General features: G+C 73.7%; 11 protein-coding genes and 1 pseudogene. 6 read left to right on the top strand and 6 right to left on the bottom strand.

Annotation, left to right across the window (positions count from 1 at the left end; genetic code table 11):
* Nucleotides 1-434: 434 nt before the first annotated feature.
* Nucleotides 435-1,904 (top strand): polysaccharide biosynthesis protein, encoded by a 1,470-nt coding sequence (locus F1C76_12280; protein QNG37261.1) that lies wholly within the window; start codon nt 435-437, stop codon nt 1,902-1,904.
* Nucleotides 1,905-1,999: 95 nt separating this feature from the next.
* Nucleotides 2,000-3,010: a glycosyltransferase family 4 protein gene (locus tag F1C76_12275; GenBank protein ID QNG37260.1), complete on the top strand. Its 1,011-nt coding sequence runs from the start codon at nt 2,000-2,002 to the stop codon at nt 3,008-3,010.
* Between the two features lie 21 nt (nt 3,011-3,031).
* On the opposite strand, the gene F1C76_12270 is transcribed toward F1C76_12275, so the two are convergent.
* The 4 genes and pseudogenes from F1C76_12270 to F1C76_12255 all read right to left on the bottom strand — a co-directional run bounded on the left by F1C76_12270 (nt 3,032) and on the right by F1C76_12255 (nt 9,085).
* On the bottom strand, nt 3,032-4,624 hold the full coding sequence (locus tag F1C76_12270) for a GMC family oxidoreductase (GenBank protein QNG37259.1): 1,593 nt from the start codon (nt 4,622-4,624) through the stop codon (nt 3,032-3,034).
* Between the two features lie 82 nt (nt 4,625-4,706).
* The gene (locus F1C76_12265) at nt 4,707-6,761 is read right to left on the bottom strand and encodes a hypothetical protein (protein ID QNG37258.1); all 2,055 of its coding nucleotides are present in this window, start codon (nt 6,759-6,761) and stop codon (nt 4,707-4,709) included.
* An 825-nt stretch (nt 6,762-7,586) separates the two neighbouring features.
* A pseudogene (locus tag F1C76_12260) lies at nt 7,587-7,841 on the bottom strand (hypothetical protein).
* A complete protein-coding gene (locus tag F1C76_12255; protein QNG37257.1) occupies nt 7,793-9,085 on the bottom strand; it encodes a hypothetical protein in 1,293 nt (430 codons plus the stop codon). Before F1C76_12255 ends, F1C76_12260 begins: the two are co-directional and overlap by 49 nt.
* Nucleotides 9,086-9,365: 280 nt before the next feature.
* On the opposite strand from F1C76_12255, the gene F1C76_12250 reads away from it, so the two are divergent.
* From F1C76_12250 to F1C76_12235, 4 genes are read left to right on the top strand one after another with little or no spacing between them, the layout of a single operon-like run.
* Nucleotides 9,366-11,066, top strand: coding sequence for a CpsD/CapB family tyrosine-protein kinase (locus tag F1C76_12250; GenBank protein ID QNG37256.1), 1,701 nt, complete (start codon nt 9,366-9,368; stop codon nt 11,064-11,066).
* Entirely contained in the window at nt 11,059-11,958 is a 900-nt protein-coding gene (locus F1C76_12245) for a glycosyltransferase (GenBank protein QNG37255.1), read from the top strand. The genes F1C76_12250 and F1C76_12245 overlap by 8 nt, the downstream gene beginning before the upstream one ends.
* Nucleotides 11,901-13,307: an oligosaccharide repeat unit polymerase gene (locus F1C76_12240; GenBank protein ID QNG37254.1), complete on the top strand. Its 1,407-nt coding sequence runs from the start codon at nt 11,901-11,903 to the stop codon at nt 13,305-13,307. Before F1C76_12245 ends, F1C76_12240 begins: the two co-directional genes overlap by 58 nt.
* On the top strand, nt 13,304-14,398 hold the full coding sequence (locus F1C76_12235) for a glycosyltransferase family 4 protein (GenBank protein QNG37253.1): 1,095 nt from the start codon (nt 13,304-13,306) through the stop codon (nt 14,396-14,398). The genes F1C76_12240 and F1C76_12235 overlap by 4 nt, the downstream gene beginning before the upstream one ends.
* 6 nt (nt 14,399-14,404) lie before the next feature.
* Here the strand turns inward: F1C76_12235 and F1C76_12230 are convergent, their stop codons facing one another.
* Both F1C76_12230 and F1C76_12225 read right to left on the bottom strand, forming a co-directional pair.
* Complete coding sequence (locus F1C76_12230) at nt 14,405-15,235, bottom strand: class I SAM-dependent methyltransferase (protein ID QNG37252.1); 831 nt, start codon at nt 15,233-15,235, stop codon at nt 14,405-14,407.
* A 155-nt stretch (nt 15,236-15,390) separates the two neighbouring features.
* The gene (locus F1C76_12225) at nt 15,391-16,485 is read right to left on the bottom strand and encodes a glycosyltransferase family 4 protein (protein QNG39204.1); all 1,095 of its coding nucleotides are present in this window, start codon (nt 16,483-16,485) and stop codon (nt 15,391-15,393) included.
* Nucleotides 16,486-16,636 lie beyond the last annotated feature (151 nt).

Below are 16,636 nucleotides of genomic sequence, written 5' to 3'. Positions count from 1 at the left end.
GATGACCACGATCGGGGCCGCTCGTAGACGCTTCGTGCACAAATCGTCACTCTGGGTCGAGTGACAGGGGGCGTGCTCACCCCGAGGCTCCACCCAGAGTGATCTGGGCGACTCGACACCTCTACCTGAGTGACTCCCGTCATGTCGGGCGTGGCGTCCCCTGCAACCCATGTCGCCTGAACGAGCTCGAGCCGGCGCCCCTGGCACGCCTACCCTGGTGCCGACCTCGGAAGAACCGGTGGCAGAGGACGAGAGGGGGACCCGTGGAACCCTCGGACCGCTCGGAAACGGGCACGCGGGCTGCTCCTGTCGTCGGCGTCCAGCTCGACGACCCCGCCACGGGGACGACCGAGCCAGCGGTGCAGAGCGGACTGGACACCCGGAAGGGTGCGTTCGCAGGCGGACTCTGGAACGCGGCCTCGGCCGTCCTCCCCATGGGCGCCACCCTCGTGCTGTCCGTCGTCGTGAGCCGCGAGCTGGGTCCCGCCGTTCTGGGCCAGCAGAGCCTGGTCGCGTACGTGAACTCGTTGATGGTGTCCGTCCTCATCTTCTCGTTCACCTCCGCCAGCGTGCAGATGCTGGCGGCCACGAACGCCGGGGACGACCGGGACCGGCTCGCCTGGTTGTCGCGCTGGTCCTTCGCCGCCCACCTGACCGGTGGTCTCGTGTCGGCGCTGCTGCTCGTGTCGATCGGGTTCGCCCGCAGCGACTACCAGGCGCTGTGGTTCCTGGCCGCGGCCACCGCGATGGTCGACTCGATCGGCTGGGCACACGCCAGCCGCGACATCGCCCGGCACGGGTGGGGGCCCACGGCGTCCCGCAGGCTGGTCGCGCAGGCCGTCAGCCCTGCGCTCGCCATCGCGGCCGTCTATGCCGGCCTGGGCATCGAGGGCGTCTTCACAGCCCAGTTGGTGGTGGCCGTCGTGCTGCTGCTCGTGCTGCGCCGGGTCGACCGCCGCACCCAGACCCCGTCGGTGGCTGGCACGGACCGTCCCGCATGGGCCCCGGTACTGCGGCTCTGGTCGATGTTCTCCCTCTCGGTCCTCATCACCCAGATCGTCGAGCGCCGCCTGGAGCTCGTCTTCCTGGACTGGTTCCACTCCCCGGAGACCGTGGCCATGTTCTCCGTGGCCTTCAACGTCGTGGGCATCCCGACGATGGTCTCCGCAGCGCTCATCGGGGCGTCGATGCCGGCCATCGCAGCCCGGCACGCCCGCGACCCCGGATCGGTCACGGCTGCTCTGAGCAGGGCCGCCCGCGTGGTGGTGGCCGTCAACCTGGTCCTCACCGCAGGCACCATCGCCATCGGCCCACGGCTGGTCACCACCGCGTACGGGGAGGACTTCGCCGAGGCCGGCACCCTGGTGCGCCTCCTGGGCCTCACGCTCCTCATCCTGCCGCTGGGGCACCTCTACAGCGCGCTGTGGACCGGTACCGGCCACCTGCGCCCGGTGCTCATCGCGGGAGGAGCAGGCGCCGTCGTCGACATCACCCTCGCGTGGACGCTGGTGCCCCCGTTCGCAGCCTCGGGTGCCGTGGTGGCCTCGCTAGGCGCCGCAGCCGTGTCCGCGGGTCTCATCGCCGTCCACACCCACCGCCGCGGCATCCGGCTGGAGATCAGCCCGGGCCGGTTGGCCGTGACCACGGCCATCGCCCTGGCTGCGGGCGGGGCTGCGCACGGCACCCTCCTCCTGGTCGGCGGTCTCGCCGGTGTCGTGCTGGCGGTCGTCGCCTTCGGCCTGGTGCTCGCGGTGACCGTCCGCTTCCTCGGGCTGGTGGGCCGGGAGGACACCGCGTGGCTGGCCGGGACCTTGCCCGGCCCGGTCGGACGCGCCTTCGCCGGCTTGTCACCCCGACCGGCCCGCACGGCCCCCACCACGGCCGGGGGTAGGCACCGGGGCTAGCCCGGCGGACCGTCGGACGGTTAGCCTGGCCGCCGCTGTCGGCGAGCGGGCTGACCCCGGAACACCAGGAGAGTCAACTGCGCATCACCCATGTCGTGGGCACCGACCAGTTCGCCGGCCTCGAGCGCTACGTCGTGGAGGTCGCGTCTGAGCAGTCACGCCGCGGCCATCACGTGTCCGTCGTCGGGGGTGACCCGGCGTCCATGCAGCGGCTGCTGACCCCCGCCGTCGAGTGGCACCCCGGTGCCACGCCCCGGGACGCGCTGCGGGCACTGGTCCGGCAGGGGCGGCGGGACGTCGTGCACAGCCACATCACGAAGGCCGACTTCGTGGCGCTGGCCGCAGCACCCGTGAACCGCGGGCGGCGCTTCTCCACCCGTCACCTGACCGCCCCGCGCGGCCACGGTCCCCGCGCCCAGCGCCTGGCGCCCCTCGTGCGCCGGGCGCTCCACCGTGAGATCGCGGTGAGCCGGTTCGTGTCCGACGAGGTCCGGCCTGCCTCCGACGTCGTGCTGCTCAACGGGGTGCGGGAGCAGCCGGACACCAGTCCTGACCGGCAGCACGTCGTCCTCATGGCACACCGACTGGCCCCGGAGAAGGACACCGAGACCGGCATCCGCGCCTGGGCCCTGTCCGGTCTCGCCGACCGTGGGTGGACGTTGGTCATCGCCGGCCACGGTGCCGAGCGGGACCCCCTGGAGCAGCTGGCCCGCGAGCTCGGTGTCGCAGACAGCACGGACTTCGTCGGCTGGCTCCCCGACCCCACCGACGCATTCCGGACGTCGGGGGTCCTGCTCGCCCCGGCCCTCGCCGAGCCCTGCGGGCTCAGCATCCTGGAGGCGATGTCCTTCGGTCTCCCCGTCGTCGCCTCGGCCTCGGGGGGCAACCCCGAGACCGTCGGCACCGCCGCGGGAGCGACGCTCTTCCCCGCCGGGGACGCCAACGCAGCCGCCGACCACCTCTGGGCCCTGGCCGACGACCCCACCCGGCGGGCCACGTACGGACGCGAACTGCAGGAGCTGCAGCGAGCCGAGTTCAGTCTCGGCGTACACGTCGACCGGCTCACCGAGGTGTACCAGCGCGGGGAGTGGGGCGGCCCGCGATGAGGCCCTCGGAGCGTGACCTGCTCAGCGGCGGGCCGGCAACCCCGCCAGGTGATGGGCCAGCCGCAGGCTGAGCGCGACGATCGTCAACGTCGGGTTGGCGTAGCCGGCGATGGGGAAGACGCTGCTGCCCGCCACGAACAACCCGTCGAGACCGTGTACCCGGCTGTCGGTGTCCACGACGCCCTCAGCGGGGTCCACGCTCATCCGGGTCGTCCCCGCCGGGTGGTAGGCGTCCACCACCTGGGCGCGCCATGCCGCGTCGTCGACCATCGCAGGCAGCTCGGTGACCTCGGCCAGGCCGGCGCTCCGCAGGTCGTCGGCGACCCAGCGGCTGAAGACGCGACTGGTCTCGATCTCCTGGTCCGCCAGGCGCCAGCGCACGTCGGCCACGGGGAGGCCGAGGGGGTCCGAGGCCGCGCCCAGGGTCACCCGGCTCTCCCGGTCCGGGACCTGCTCCAGCCAGATCTGCAGACGCACCGAGGACGACGGCCGCCCAGCCGACAGCCCGCGCACCCACCGCCGGTAGGCCGTCCGGGCGACCGCAGGCACCGAGCCCACGGCCCGGACGACGTCCCGGCGCAGGGATTCCGGGCGGGTCCGCGCGACCGCCGATCCGAGCAGTCGGCGGACGGCCTCCAGACCCGGGTCGTCGTGCTCGTGCACCAGGACGGCGTTGGCCGCCACCAGCCGCGAACCCTCCTGGGCGGCCCGGCTGAGACGGACCTTCGGGTAGAGGCGACGGCGGCCCCGGTGCAGGTGCGAGGTCCGGTCCTGCAACCAGGACCGTCGCGTCGGGTGGATCTCCAGCGTCTCCACCACGGGGTGGTCCTGCAGGTACCGCCCGGTGACTCCGCGGCCGGTGCCCAGCCCGATGCCCTCGGGGTCGCTCAGCATGAGGATCCGGGCGTTCTCGATCGCGCCGGCGGCGAGCACGACCCGACCGCCCCGCAGCTCGACCTCCGCACCGGAGCGGTCCCGCAGCCGCACTCCGACCGCTCGTTGCTCCTCGACCAGGACACCGACCACGGTGGCGTGCTGCACGGTGGTGACCGTGCTGGAGCGGGTCAGCCGGCGGCGGTGTTTGCTCCCCAGGTGCGGGGTGATCGTGTACTCGCTGAAGTCTGCCTGGAGCTTGTCCGGTGACCAGGGGATGGGGCTCACGGAACGGTGCTCGGCCCACCGCTCCGCGTCGTAGCCACGGCCGCTGAGCCCGAACCACGCTTCGGCTGCGGTGTACCAGGGCTCCAGGTCGCTCGGCCCCAGAGGCCAGCCGCTCCCGGGGACCCACGGACGGACCGCCAGGTCGGAGTCCCGCAATCGGGTGCACTGCCCGTGCCAGAGCTGGGTGGCCCCGCCCAGCACCCGCGCCCGGCCGCCCTCCAGCCCGCGGTAGGGGGCACCGGACACCTGGCCGACGTTGAGCTCCGAGGAGGCGGCCTGCGCCTCGACGTCGCGCGGGTCCCCGCCCGACTCCAGCAGGACGACGGGGCGCCCGAGGTCCTCCAGGCCGAGTGCCACTGCCAGGCCGGCCGCTCCACCACCGACCACGAGCGTGGCCTGCGGGTCGAGGCGGCCCAGTGCCACCTGCCCGGCGGTGTCGAGGTCGATGATCATCGGTGCGGCCTCACAGAGGTAGACGTTCTGGAGGGCCCCATTGTGCCGCGCCCGGCCGGGTCGCCCGGGACCGGACCGGGCCTCAGCGTCGACCGTGTCGCAGGACCCACTCCGCGCGGAGCCGTCTCGGCAGGCGCCGCAACCGTGGCACCGCCCGCTCCCCTCGGTCGACGGTCGCCAGCACCGGCCGCAGGGGTGACGGGGTCAGTACCAGTGACCCCGGCAGCCAGTAGGTCGGCTCACGCCACTCACCGGCTCGCACACCGAGTCGGGCCAACACCCTGCGGACGGTCATCGGGCTGGCCAGGGGGACGGCGTGGTCGTTGCCGAAGTCGTCGCCGAAGGGCTGGCGACCCCAGGCACGCGCCTCGGCCGGAGACGGCCGGCGCCAGAGCCCGAGCAGCGGGGCCCAGGTGGCCGACCGCAGGTCGACGGCGAGGTCCGCGGCCGGGCCTGGGTCGGTTCGGGCATAGGCATCGACGGCGTCCAGCACCCCGGTCCGGTACTCCTCGAAACGCCACCGGTCGGTCTCCGGATTGCGCTCGTGGGCCAGGACGGGGACCACCCGGGCGCCCTCGTCGGCAAACCCGACGGTCGTGCCCTCCGCGCCCATGCACAGGGTCTCGATCAGGCGGACGAAGTCCTCGGCGTCACCGTCGGGCACCCGGCCACGGCCCCCGTCGATCATCCAGCCCTCCGAGCGCTCGAAGAGCTCGGGACCCATCGCTTCGGGGGCTGCCCGCGTGAGGCCCACGTAGAGGTGAGCCACGGGGAGCGGGCGATCGGTGCCGGCCAGCACGTCCTCGAAGACCCGCGCGGCCTTCCCGCTCCACCCCACGTCGACGAGGGCGACCCGAGCGGAGGGGTCGGTGACGCCCTCCTGGTCGAGGTAGCGGAGCAGCCGTTCCCTTCCCGACCGTGCGCGTTCCCGCGCGATGCCGGCCAGCGGCTCCTGGGCGACGGCACGGACGATCTCCCCGGCCAACCCCGCACCACAGGGCCGGTCGGCACGGCCGGCAGCGCTCAGGCCGCTCACGGCTGAGCCCGCCAGGTCCTCCGGCCGCAGGTCGATGAGTGCCAGCAGCTGGCGCGGCGTCTTGTTCGCTGCAGTCTCCTGGTCGGGCACCCAGGGGCGGCGTGAGTCGTCGGCCCGCGCGCCACCACGGGCGGACAGCTGCCAGGAACGACGCGAGCCGTACAGGTAGCGGCAGTCGATCGCCATCCCGGCTGCGTCGGCCAGCCGGCTCACCACCTGCTGCAGCAGCTCGCCGTCGCGCGACATGAAGTACAGCCGGTCCAGACCCCGCTGCCTCGCCTGCCCGAGGACCCACAGCCCGAACCCCACCAACACGGGTGCCGCGACCGATCCGGCGATCCCGACGACGTCGGCCGCCTCGTCCACGAGACCGCGGTGACCAGCGGCGAGCCTGGCGTACCGGGCGGCGGCGGCCAACCGCGCAGTCGCGCCGTCGGTCTCGTCCGAACGGTGCAGGAGTGCCTGCTCGCGTGCGGTGAACGCACCCTGGGGCAGCCAGGTGGCGCGCCAGCCGGCGAGGCGGGCGTGGGCGACATCGGACCAGCGGTCGTCACCGTGGTGGCTCATCGTCGCCGGCGGCACCCCCAGGTCCGCAGCAACGGCGGCGAACAGGCCCCCGTGCTGCTTGCTGGCGCCGGCCTCGCACGACACGTAGACGGCGTCGCCCGGACGGAAGAGCCCTCGCTCCCCCAGGACGTCCCGCAACCAGCGGGAGGACAGACACGTGTCGGAGACGAAGACGACGCCGTGACCGGTCCCGACCCGCTCGGCCTCGAGCCGTTCGACCATGCCGGGCACGGCGACGAGACCCTCGGCCTCCACCTGCGCCTCCGCCTCGGCCAAGCGGTCAGCGGCATCGCGTGGCAGACCCAGCCGGGCGGCTGTCTCCCGAGCGATGACGGCGAGCGTCGGGTGTCTTGCCTTGTCCACGGTCAGCACCTCGACCGCAGCCTCGCGGGCGGCGGCGTAGGCCGTCGGGGAACACCCGGTGACGCCCTCCGAGGTCAGCTGACGGCCGACGGCCTCGAAGACACTGCGGGGGGTGCCGGTCATCCGCACGAGCACCGTGTCGAACACGTCGAACGACGCGATGGTGCGCATCAGACCTCCTCCGTGACGCCGGTCCCACGACCGCGCGGCGGAGACTGTAACGGGACCCACGGGTGCCGCGGTGTGACCGGGGCGGCCGGGTCCTCAGTCCGGGGTGGTGCCCCGCGTCGTCCGCGCGGCGAGCGACCGCACGGCGGAAGCCAGGTCAGGAGTGAGGGGGTCTCCCCCCACCGCGGCCAGGTTGACGGCCACACGCTCGACGCGGGTGGTGGCGACCAGCACGTCGGTGACGTCCCGGGCCAGACCAGCGGCCACCAGGGCGGCGGGCAGTCCGCCCGCCCCGGCGTAGCGGGTACCTGCGGCGGCGGCATGCCACTCCTGGCGGGCATCGGAGTCCGAGACCAGGACGGCCTCCATCGCCCGCAGGTGCGACCCTCCACCGCCGAGCAGGCCGTGGCCCACCCGGGTCGTCACGTGGCTGGGCAGCGGGACCGGCGCGTCCAGGACCCCGACCGCCAGGTGGGCCACGGTGACGAGCTCCCCGCCCCGGCGCACGGCTGCCGCGGCCGCGTCGTTCTGTGTCGCCACACCGACGGCGCCGACGTCACCTCGAGAGAGCAACGCCGCCAACCGGGCGAGCAGGTCGTCCGTGATCTCCTCGGCGCGGACCTCGTGCAGCAGGAGCCGGTCGATCCGGCCCCCCAGCAGTCGGAGCGAGGCCTCCACCGACGACTGGACCGCATCGGGGTCGAAGCGGCCCCGCATCGAGGACTGGGACTTGGCCTTGAGGGCCCGGGTGACCCGTGTCGGCAGGACGCGACGGGCGATGCTGACGAGCTTCTTGCCACCGGCTCGCGAACCGAGGGCGGGAGCCAGCCCCACCTTGGTGCTGACCAGCACCGACTCGGAACGGCCGGCCAGGAAGGCCCCGAGGCGGGCCTCTGCGCGGCCGCCCCCGTAGGAGGGCGCGGTGTCGAAGGCGCGGAACCCCGCCTCCCACGCCGCGTCGAGCAGGGCGCCCGATCGACGGTCGTCGGCGAGACCGTCGAGCTGGGCCGTGCCGAAGACGGGACGCACGGAGCTCACGGTGAACTCTTCTCGTCCTCGACGGCCTCGCCGTCGCGGGTCCAGTCCTGCGCGCTGAAGTCCGTGCTGTCCTCGTTGCTCTCGAGCAGGGTGCCCGGCCCGTCACCGTCGAGTGCGAGACCGGTGAGCTGGACGTCGGTGATCTCTCCGCCACTGCCCCCGAGCAGGCCCACCCACCGCGAGGCGTCCTCACGGGTGTCCCGCAGCTCCAGACCGGAGATCTCGACGTCCTCGATGGTGCGGCCCTCGGTGCCGTTGAACACGAGCACGGCCCCGTGGTCGGTGTCGGAGTCGGTGTTGGCGCCCGTCACGGTGCCGCCCTCGACACGCACGCCAATGACCCCGGCGGTGTCGTAGCTGCCCTCGGCAGCGATGTAGACACCGGCAGCAGCCGTGTCCGACACCTGGATGTCGGTGAAGGTGACGTCCTCGCCGCCCACCACAGACACCCCTCGGGCGTCCGAGCCCTCCACCACCGGGGAGACGACCTCGATCCGGGCACAGGGGTCGCCGTCGGGGGCGTAGGAGACCACGGCCACGCCGTCGTCGCCCACGTCACGCACCAGCGGGGACAGGACGCGACCGTCGCTGGCCCCCTGGGTCATGTGGATCCCGTCGGCCCGGGTGTTGCTGACCTCGACGGCGTCCAGGACGAAGTCGGTGGTCCCTCCGACGTAGATGCCGGCTGCGGCAGACCCCGTGACCCGCACGTCACGCACGACGATGCCCGAGTGCTCGTCGAGACGCAGGCGCTGCTGCTCGTAGGCGTCCCACCGCTGACTGGTCTCCTCGACGGCCAGGGTCAGGTCCTGCACCACGACGTCGTCGGCGCTGATGGTGAGCGAGGAGAGCTGCTCGTCGGTGGCCAGCAGCGTGCCCCCACCGGTCAGCACGACACCCTCGGTGGTGACGGTGAGCACGTCGTCGACGGCGTAGGTCGCACCCTCGGCGAAGAGAACGCCCTGACCCGGGTCGGCCGCGTCGAGAGCGGCCTGGACGGCCTCGGTGTCGTCGGTGGTGCCGTCACCGACGGCACCGAACTCCTCGACGGTGAGCGCAGAAGCCAGGTCGACCGGCGGTGGGGTGTCCGCACCGGTGGGCTCGGCATCGTCCCCCCGGCCGAAGAGGAACCAGGCACCGCCGGCAACGACGAGCAGCGCGATGACGATCCCGAGCACCAGCAGGCGGCGGGAGCCGGCGGGGCCGGTCCCGGGGGCATCGGCCTCCGGCGCACCGGCGGCCAGCGGGGCCTCGCCGAGCTCGGAAGAGGGGGATCTGTGCGAGGGCATCCGGGAGTTCCCGTCGTCGGAGGGGGGCGGTCGACCGGGCGAGACGTGCCTCTCATGAGGGACGTCAGACGCGTCGTCGCGCCCGCTCCAGTGCCCAGCTCGTGGATACTGGGCCGGTCTGATCCCGCCACGGGGGCGGGAGGCGTGAAGTCCCCAGCGTACCCACGCGGCACGCGACGACGATCAGACCTGGAGGTCGGAGAGTGTCGTTGGCCCAGCTCAGCCCGCAGAAGGACGCCGCCACACGGCGTCGGACCCACCTCGACGGAGGGATGCACCGGTGACCACCCCGACTCCCCTGCCCACCGACGAGGTGGCAGACGCCCGCGCCGGGCGCCCGGCCCGTTCGGGCCGCCGCCGTCGCCTGCTCGTGGGAGCCCTGGTCGGTGCGCTGGTGCTCGGAGCCGGGGGCGTCGCGCTGGCCGCGACCGCCGAGAGGCCGGTCAGCGCCGAGGCTCTGGTCCAGAGCTACGCCGACCCGGACGCGGTGGAGAACCCCCTCACCGGGACCGTCGGCGGTGACGCTGCAGCCAGGAACGCCACCTACGTGGAGACCGAGCTGGTCTACCTGAACGGCACCGACCTGTCCACCCAGGTCGCCACGACCCTGGGGATCGACCTCGCCGAGGTCGATCTCGAAGCGGCCCGCGTGGGCGATTCCAACGTCATCAACATCACCTCGACCGCCCCGGACCGGGCCGGCGCACTCGCTCAGGCCCAGACCGCCGCCGACGTGTACATCGCCGGCCGCGTCCAGCGGCTGACTGACCGCATCAACGCCGTCCTGGCCTCTGTGCAGAGCCAGATCACGGCCAACGAGCAGGCGATCGCCGCGCTGCCCGACCCCCCGATCACGGGCTTCGACTCGAACGAGCAGCAGCGCGGTGCCCTGGGTCAGCAGAGCGTCGACCTGCTCAACGCGCGGGACACCCTGCAGCGGGCCGCGGCCGACACCAGCCAGATCGCCGGCCAGATCCAGCAGGCCGACGTGCTGCCCAGCGGGGCCGTGTCGGACAACGTGCTGACCATCGCGGCCGCCGTCCTCCTCGGCGCGCTGCTCGGTGCCGTCCTGGCACCGGTCGTCTCCGCCCTGCGTGGCCGGGTGCGCGACGACCAGGACGTCGCCAACCTCGGCGTCCCGGTGCTGAGCCCCGACCTGCCCTCGGCCTCGGCCCCGCGCCGGTCCGCCGCCCTCCTCCGGGCCGTGCAGCTGCAGGCGCTCCAGCTCCCCGCCGGCCCGGTCAACGGCGGCTCCCTCGCCGTCGTCGCGGCGACCCCCGGGGTCGGCGCCACCTTCACCGCCGTCGCCCACGCCCTGCACGCCGCCCGCCGCGGCAAGACCGTCCTCGTCACCTCCGACGGCCCGGGGGTCGCCGACGGCGTCGGGGGCCTGCAGGACCACGTCGACCTGACGCTCACCCCGAGCAACCCGGTCGCCGGTCTCGTGGTCGTCCACGGCCTGCGGACGACGCCGGTGCCCGGCCTGCTGGTGCTCGTCCTGGGCGAGGCGACGACCGACCACGTCGCCGACGCCCGCAGCATCGACGACCTCCTGCCCGACGGGTTCGTCCCCACGGCCACCGCCGCAGGCTGGTCCGTCGTCGTGGACGCCCCTCCCCTGGACGTCTCCGACGAGGGCGTGCGCGCCGCCCGTCAGTGCCGGGAGACCCTCGTCGTCGCCGCCGTGGGCTCGTCCCGGGTGGTCGACGTCGACCGGGCGGTGCAGATCCTGCACGCGGCCGGCACCACGCCCGCCGGCGTGCTGGTCAACCGCCTCCCGCGGGGAGCGGCACGATCCGCGTCGTCCTCCTCGGACCGCCAGCCCCTCGAGGACGAGGCCGCGGAGAGCCGTCGACACCGTCGTCGCGCCGCCGAGGCCCAGGACCGTCGACCCGAGGTCGACGCGGCCCCGGTGACCGAGGAGATGCCCGTCGTCCGTCCCGAGGCACCGAACGTGGTCGCCCGGCCGCGGCATGGCTGAGCAGGTCGACGCCGCACCGGCGCTCTCCCTGGTCGTCAGCACGGTGGGTCGGCCGGTCGACTTCGACCGGTTGATCACCTCGATCGAGGAGACGGTCCCCGCGCACCTGGTCGAGCTGGTCGTCTGCGACCAGAGCGCGGACCAGTCCTGCGCCACCGTGCTGCGGGAACGTGACCCTGCCTTCCGCTGGGTCGCCACCACGTCGGGCCGGGGCGCCTCCGTGGGCCGCAACGCCGGCCTGGAGGTGGCGACCGCCCCCCTCGTGGGCTTCCCCGACGACAACTGCTGGTTCCCACCGGACACCCTGTCCGCCGTCGTCGCGACCTTCGCCGCCGACCCGGGGCTGTCCGGGCTGAGCGGTCAGCAGCAGACCCTGGACCGCCGTCCGTCGATGCTGCGGTGGCCCTCCACCGGTGGCCCCGTCACCCGGACGAACTTCATGAAGACGTCGATCATGAGCACGATGTTCTTCCGCCGGGACGTGATCGACAGGGTCGGGCACTTCGACGAGGGCATGGGCGTGGGCTCGGCCGGCTGGTACGGCGCCGGCGAGGAGTCCGACCTGCTGCTCCGGGTCCTGTCCGGGGGCGGACGGGTGCAGTACGTGCCCGAGCTCGTCGTCCTGCAGGACGAGCCCCGTGACGACGCGGACGCGGCGTTCGAGCGCAAGATGCTCCGCTACGGCTGCGGCAACGGCCACCTCTGGCGTCTGCACCGGCTGCCCCGGTGGCTGCTGGCCTGGTACTCGGCACGCAAGGTCGTCGGGGCCGTGGTCCGTCGGGTGCGAGGCCAGCGGAACCTGGCCCGGGCTGACCTCGCCTACCTGCGCGGGACCTGGGCCGGGTGGACCGACCGTCGCCCCCGCGAGCTGCCGGTGGGGTCACGGTCGTGACAGCGCCGGTCCGCCGTCGGGGCGGCACCTGGTGGATCTCCCCCGTGGGCGCGCTGGCCCTCGTCGTGCCGATCACGCTGCTGCTCACCGCCCGGCTCGACGACAACGCGTTCCGGCTGTTCTACCGCTCCCCCAAGTCCGTCACCGGGGAGACCCTGCTGCTCATCGCGGTCACGGTGCTCGTGCTGGGTGCCACCGCCGCCGTGACCGCCTCGCTCGCCCCGTCGGGCAAGCGCCGGCTGGTCCGCTCCCCCGGCGTGGTCCCCCGCCGGCTGTACTCGGCCGGTCAGGCGCTCTTCTGGCTCACGATGGTGGGCTACCTGCTGTACTTCGCCGTCGGCGCGTCCAACGGCCTGCGTCCCGCGGACGTCTTCAACGCGGTGTTCAGCCAGAGCAACTACAGCGGCGACCTGAAGGAGCAGCTGTCCGGCGTCGCCGGCATCACCACGCTCACCCAGGTCGGCATCGCCTTCGTCATCGTCGCGACGTACCTGCTGCTGCAGGGCCGCGACCGGCGGCTCGCCGCCCAGCTGGGGTTCGTCTTCTTCCTCAGCCTGCTCCGGTCGTTCATCGCCAGCGAGCGCCTGGCGTTGGTCGAGGTGTCCGTGCCGGTGATCGTCGTCCTCGTGCTCGCCGGTGGCAGGTCCCTGCGGCGGGGCAAGCGGGCCGCGGCCCGGCTCGCCCCCCTCGTCCTGGCCCCGCTGCTGTTCCTGCTCTTCGCCGCCTTCGAGTTCTCCCGGAGCTGGCAGTTCTTCAAGACCCGGACCGACGAGTCGTTCCCCGTCTTCGCCCTCATCCGGTTGGCCGGCTACTACGCGACGTCGTACAACAACGGGCAGCTGCACCTGGTGCACGACCCCTACCCGGGGCGGATGCCGCTGGACTCGATCGCGGCCTTCTGGTCGGCCCCCGGCATCGCCCAGCTCGGCCTGTACGACCGGCTGTCCGCCCCGGCGCCGGTGACGGCGCAGAACGTGCTGGAGCGGTTCGGCAACCCCGAGTTCAACAACCCGGGCGGGGTGACCACGCCCTTCGTCGACTTCGGCCTGCTCGGCGGGTTCCTCTTCTTCGTCCTCTGCGGCGTGGTGATCGGCCTGCTGTACCGGGGCTTCGTCGACGGTTCCCCGATGGGCGCCCTGCTCTACCCGATGGTCGTCACCGGTCTCTTCGACCTCCCCCGGTACCTCTACTGGACCCAGGGGCGCGTCGTCCCCGCCGTGGTGTGCCTGGTGGCCGTCGCCCTGTACGTGGGGCGCCCCGTGGGCGTCAGCCGGCAACCGCTCCCCCGCCGGCGGTTCCCCGCGCCGCCGGCAGCGGTGGGCAACCGCGTCCCGGAGGCCGTCCGATGACCGCGCCCACACGGTGGCTGCTCATGGCCGGTCACGTCGCGGCCAGCGGCCGCGGCGGCGGCATCGTCCGGTACACCGTCGAACTCGCGAAGGCCCTCCGCCGGCGGGACGACGTCGACCTGCACCTGCTCGTCGACCCGGCCGCCGCCGACGGCCTCGTGGACCTCGTGGACGGCCCCGACCGGCTGGTCCGGCTGCCGGGCCTGCCCGGGCTGGCCGTGTCCGGGTACGAGCGGGCCCTGCTGGGCCGGACGCTCGGCGACCGGTTCGACGTCGTGCAGGGCACCAAGCACCTGGTCCCCTGCGGCGTCGCCGCGCGCACGGCGCTCACCGTGCACGACATGCTGCTCTACGACCGCCCGCAGGACTTCGGGACGGCGAAGCGCACCCTGCTGCGCCAGCCCTACGCGGCGTCCATCCGGCAGGCGGACACGCTGCTCTGCGTGAGTGCCGCGACGCGTGAGCGACTGGTCGTCTCGGTGCCCGGCACGCGTCCGCGCAGCGCCGTCGTCCCGCTGGCCACGAGCCCGGCGTTGCGCACAAGCGAGCCGGTCCCGGTCCCCGCGGTGGCCGACCGGCCCTTCGCACTCGTCGTGGGCGACACCCAGCCGCGCAAGAACCTCCCGACCGTGGTGTCCGCGTGGCGCCGCGTCGCCGCCGAACGCCCCGACGCCGTGCTGCTGCAGGTCGGACCGCCGCCGTGGGGCGAGCAGGACTACGGGCCGGACTTCGACGCCCTGGTCGCCTCGGGCAACCTGCACCAGCTGCAGGACGTCACCGACGGGGTGCTCCGCTGGGCCTACGAGCACGCGTCGGTGGTGCTGACCCCCAGCCTCGCGGAGGGGTTCGGGCTCCCGGCCGCCGAGGCGATCGACCTGGGCACCCCGCTGGTGACCTCCACCGACGCCGCCCTCGTCGAGGTGAGCGGCGATCGCGCCGTCCACCTGGCCCCCGACGACGTCGCCGGCTGGGCGCGCGTCGCGCTCGAGCACCTCGCCGTCCCGGTGGGGACCCGCACCCCGCCGGCGGTGACCCGCAGCTGGGACGACGTGGCGGCCGAGACGGTGGCGGCGGTGCTGTCGGGCCGCTGAGGCGGTTCAGGCGGGCCGGGTGCCCTCGACGTAGAGGCTCTCGCCGCGCCGGGCGGGAGAGTCGGGTACGGGCTGCACGGCCCCCGACCCGAAGCTGCACTCGTGCACGTCGACGAAGCCGGCAGCCCGCATCAGCGCGATGAGGGTCTCGGCGTCCCAGACGGAGACGTGACCGTGGTCGTAGACCACCTCGGCGACGGCCAGCAGCTCCGTGGGCCGGCCCGGGCGTTCGCTGGCGATGAGATCGGTGCCGGAACGCAGGCCCCGCACGCGGTCGGCGTAGGTGAGGGCGTACCTGCCGAAGTCCGGGACCGAGATGCGCAGGACGCCGCCGGGCTCGAGCAGACGGAAGGCCTGGTCGGTCGCGGCCAGGCCCACGGGGGCGGGCAGGTGCTCCAGGACGTGTTCGAGGAAGACCCCTCGCACCGACCCGTCGGGCAGCGGCAGTGGGCGGCGGAGGTCCCAGATGACGTCGGGGTCGACGCCCCACGAGCGGTGCAGCCCCCAGAGGTCGACGTTGACCCAGCCGGGGGCGTTGTAGGTGCCGCTGCCCAGGTTGAGCAGCAACGGCTCGCCACCGGCCAGCAGGGACCGGAACCTGCGGACCGACCGCGGGGCCATCATGCGGGTCCCGGCGATCTTGACGGCTGCACGCTGGCGGGGCCCGAGGACCCGGCGGGCGCGACCGACGAGCGAACTGGTGGGGACGACCGCACCGGCGCCGGTCCGCGGTGCCAGGTAGCTGCGCAGGTCGGCCCCGGCGACCACCGGCGTCGCGTGCCCGACCGGGTCGAGGGTCTCCACCCGCTGGTCCCAGGCAGCGGTCAGGTCGTCCATGCGTGCTCTCCTCGTGACCCTCAGTCACCGGGTACTGCTCCCGTCCCCAGACGGAGGAGGAGTCGGCCCGGTCTCGAAAGGCGAAGATAGAGCTCAGCAGCCGTCTACGAAACCGTCTCGGTGCTCCCGACCTCCCAACGGGTGACGCCGGAGGGTCACCGTCCGGCGAGCACGCCCTGCACGACGGCGTCCATGGCCGCGCGGAAGTGCGCCCGCGAGAACCCCTCGGCGTGGGCGCGCACGCCCGTCGCCTCGTAACGGGAGGGCTGGAAGTCCCGCAGCGCTTCCGCCCAGACGTCGACCTCGGCCGCGAGCGTCGACTGCTGGGGCACGAGCTCGCCGGTGACCCCGGGGACGACGGAGTCCCGGGCCCCACCGGCGTCGACGGCGATGACGGGCGCTCCGCAGGCCTGCGCCTCGACCGGCACGATGCCGAAGTCCTCGACGCCGGGCATGAGCAGGGCGGCGCACCGGCGGTACAGGTCCAGCAGCCCCTCGTCGCTCACCCGGCCGACGAACGTGGTGTTCGGGCCGGCCAGGGCCTCGACCTCGGCACGGGCCCGGCCGTCGCCGGCGACCACCAACGGCACACCCGCCGCGGCAGCGGCGCGCACCGCCAGATCGGGGCGCTTGTAGGGGACGAGCCGGCCGGCGAGGAGGAAGAAGTCCTCCCGCGGGATGCTCGGGTCCGGCGTGTAGGCCTCGGTGTCCACCGGCGGGTGCACGACGACGGCGTCGCGCTGCCACCAGTCGCGGATGCGCTGGGCGACCGCCTCGGAGTTCGCGACCAGGGTGTGCACCCGCGCCGCGGCCTTGACGTCGACCGGGCGGTAGGCGGCGGCGAAGAGCCCCAGGGCCAGTGCACCGGCCCGGCCGCCCACCTCGCCGTCCCGCATGGAGGGGTCCCAGACCCAGCGGGCCGGGGAGTGCACGTAGGAGACGACGGGGGCATCGGTGGCGTGCACGACCTGGTTGGCGAAGGCGTGGTGGGACGCCACGACGACGTCCGAGGGCGGCACGTGCAGCCGGCGCACGGCAACCGGGAGCGCCGGGAGGAGGTGCGCGTAGGAGTCCCCCCGCAGCAGGCGGCTCAACGCCGTCGTCTGCACCCGTGGCTCGAGGTCGGCCGGCATGACACCGGGGATCCCGACCGGGGCCAGGACGGGGGCCTGCGGCCACAGGCGGGCCAGCTGCTCGACCACGGCCTCGGAGCCGGCGAACTCGGTGAAGCGTTCGTGGACCAGGGTGATCCGCGGCGCTGCGGGCCCACCTGCCTCGAGCGGGTCGGTCTGCGGGTCTGCCGCCACGGCTGCGTCCTCCTCGTCGGCCCAGCGGAATGGACCCAGCCGGGCCCATCGCGTCCCGCCGGACCGTGGACGAGGATCCCATGCGCCGCCCCGG

Source organism: Geodermatophilaceae bacterium NBWT11, from assembly GCA_014218215.1.
Taxonomy (GTDB): domain Bacteria; phylum Actinomycetota; class Actinomycetes; order Mycobacteriales; family Geodermatophilaceae; genus Klenkia.
Note: the sequence above shows the minus strand (reverse complement) of the source record. Positions and strands in the feature narration are given on the sequence as shown.

Excerpts from the sequence above, each read along its gene's own strand:
- F1C76_12280 (QNG37261.1), top strand. The coding sequence starts at position 435 with ATGGGCGCCACCCTCGTGCTGTCCGTCGTCGTGAGCCGCGAGCTGGGT.
- F1C76_12270 (QNG37259.1), bottom strand. The coding sequence starts at position 4,624 with ATGATCATCGACCTCGACACCGCCGGGCAGGTGGCACTGGGCCGCCTC.
- F1C76_12265 (QNG37258.1), bottom strand. The coding sequence starts at position 6,761 with ATGCGCACCATCGCGTCGTTCGACGTGTTCGACACGGTGCTCGTGCGG.
- F1C76_12255 (QNG37257.1), bottom strand. The coding sequence starts at position 9,085 with ATGCCCTCGCACAGATCCCCCTCTTCCGAGCTCGGCGAGGCCCCGCTG.
- F1C76_12245 (QNG37255.1), top strand. The coding sequence starts at position 11,059 with ATGGCTGAGCAGGTCGACGCCGCACCGGCGCTCTCCCTGGTCGTCAGC.
- F1C76_12235 (QNG37253.1), top strand. The coding sequence starts at position 13,304 with ATGACCGCGCCCACACGGTGGCTGCTCATGGCCGGTCACGTCGCGGCC.
- F1C76_12230 (QNG37252.1), bottom strand. The coding sequence starts at position 15,235 with ATGGACGACCTGACCGCTGCCTGGGACCAGCGGGTGGAGACCCTCGAC.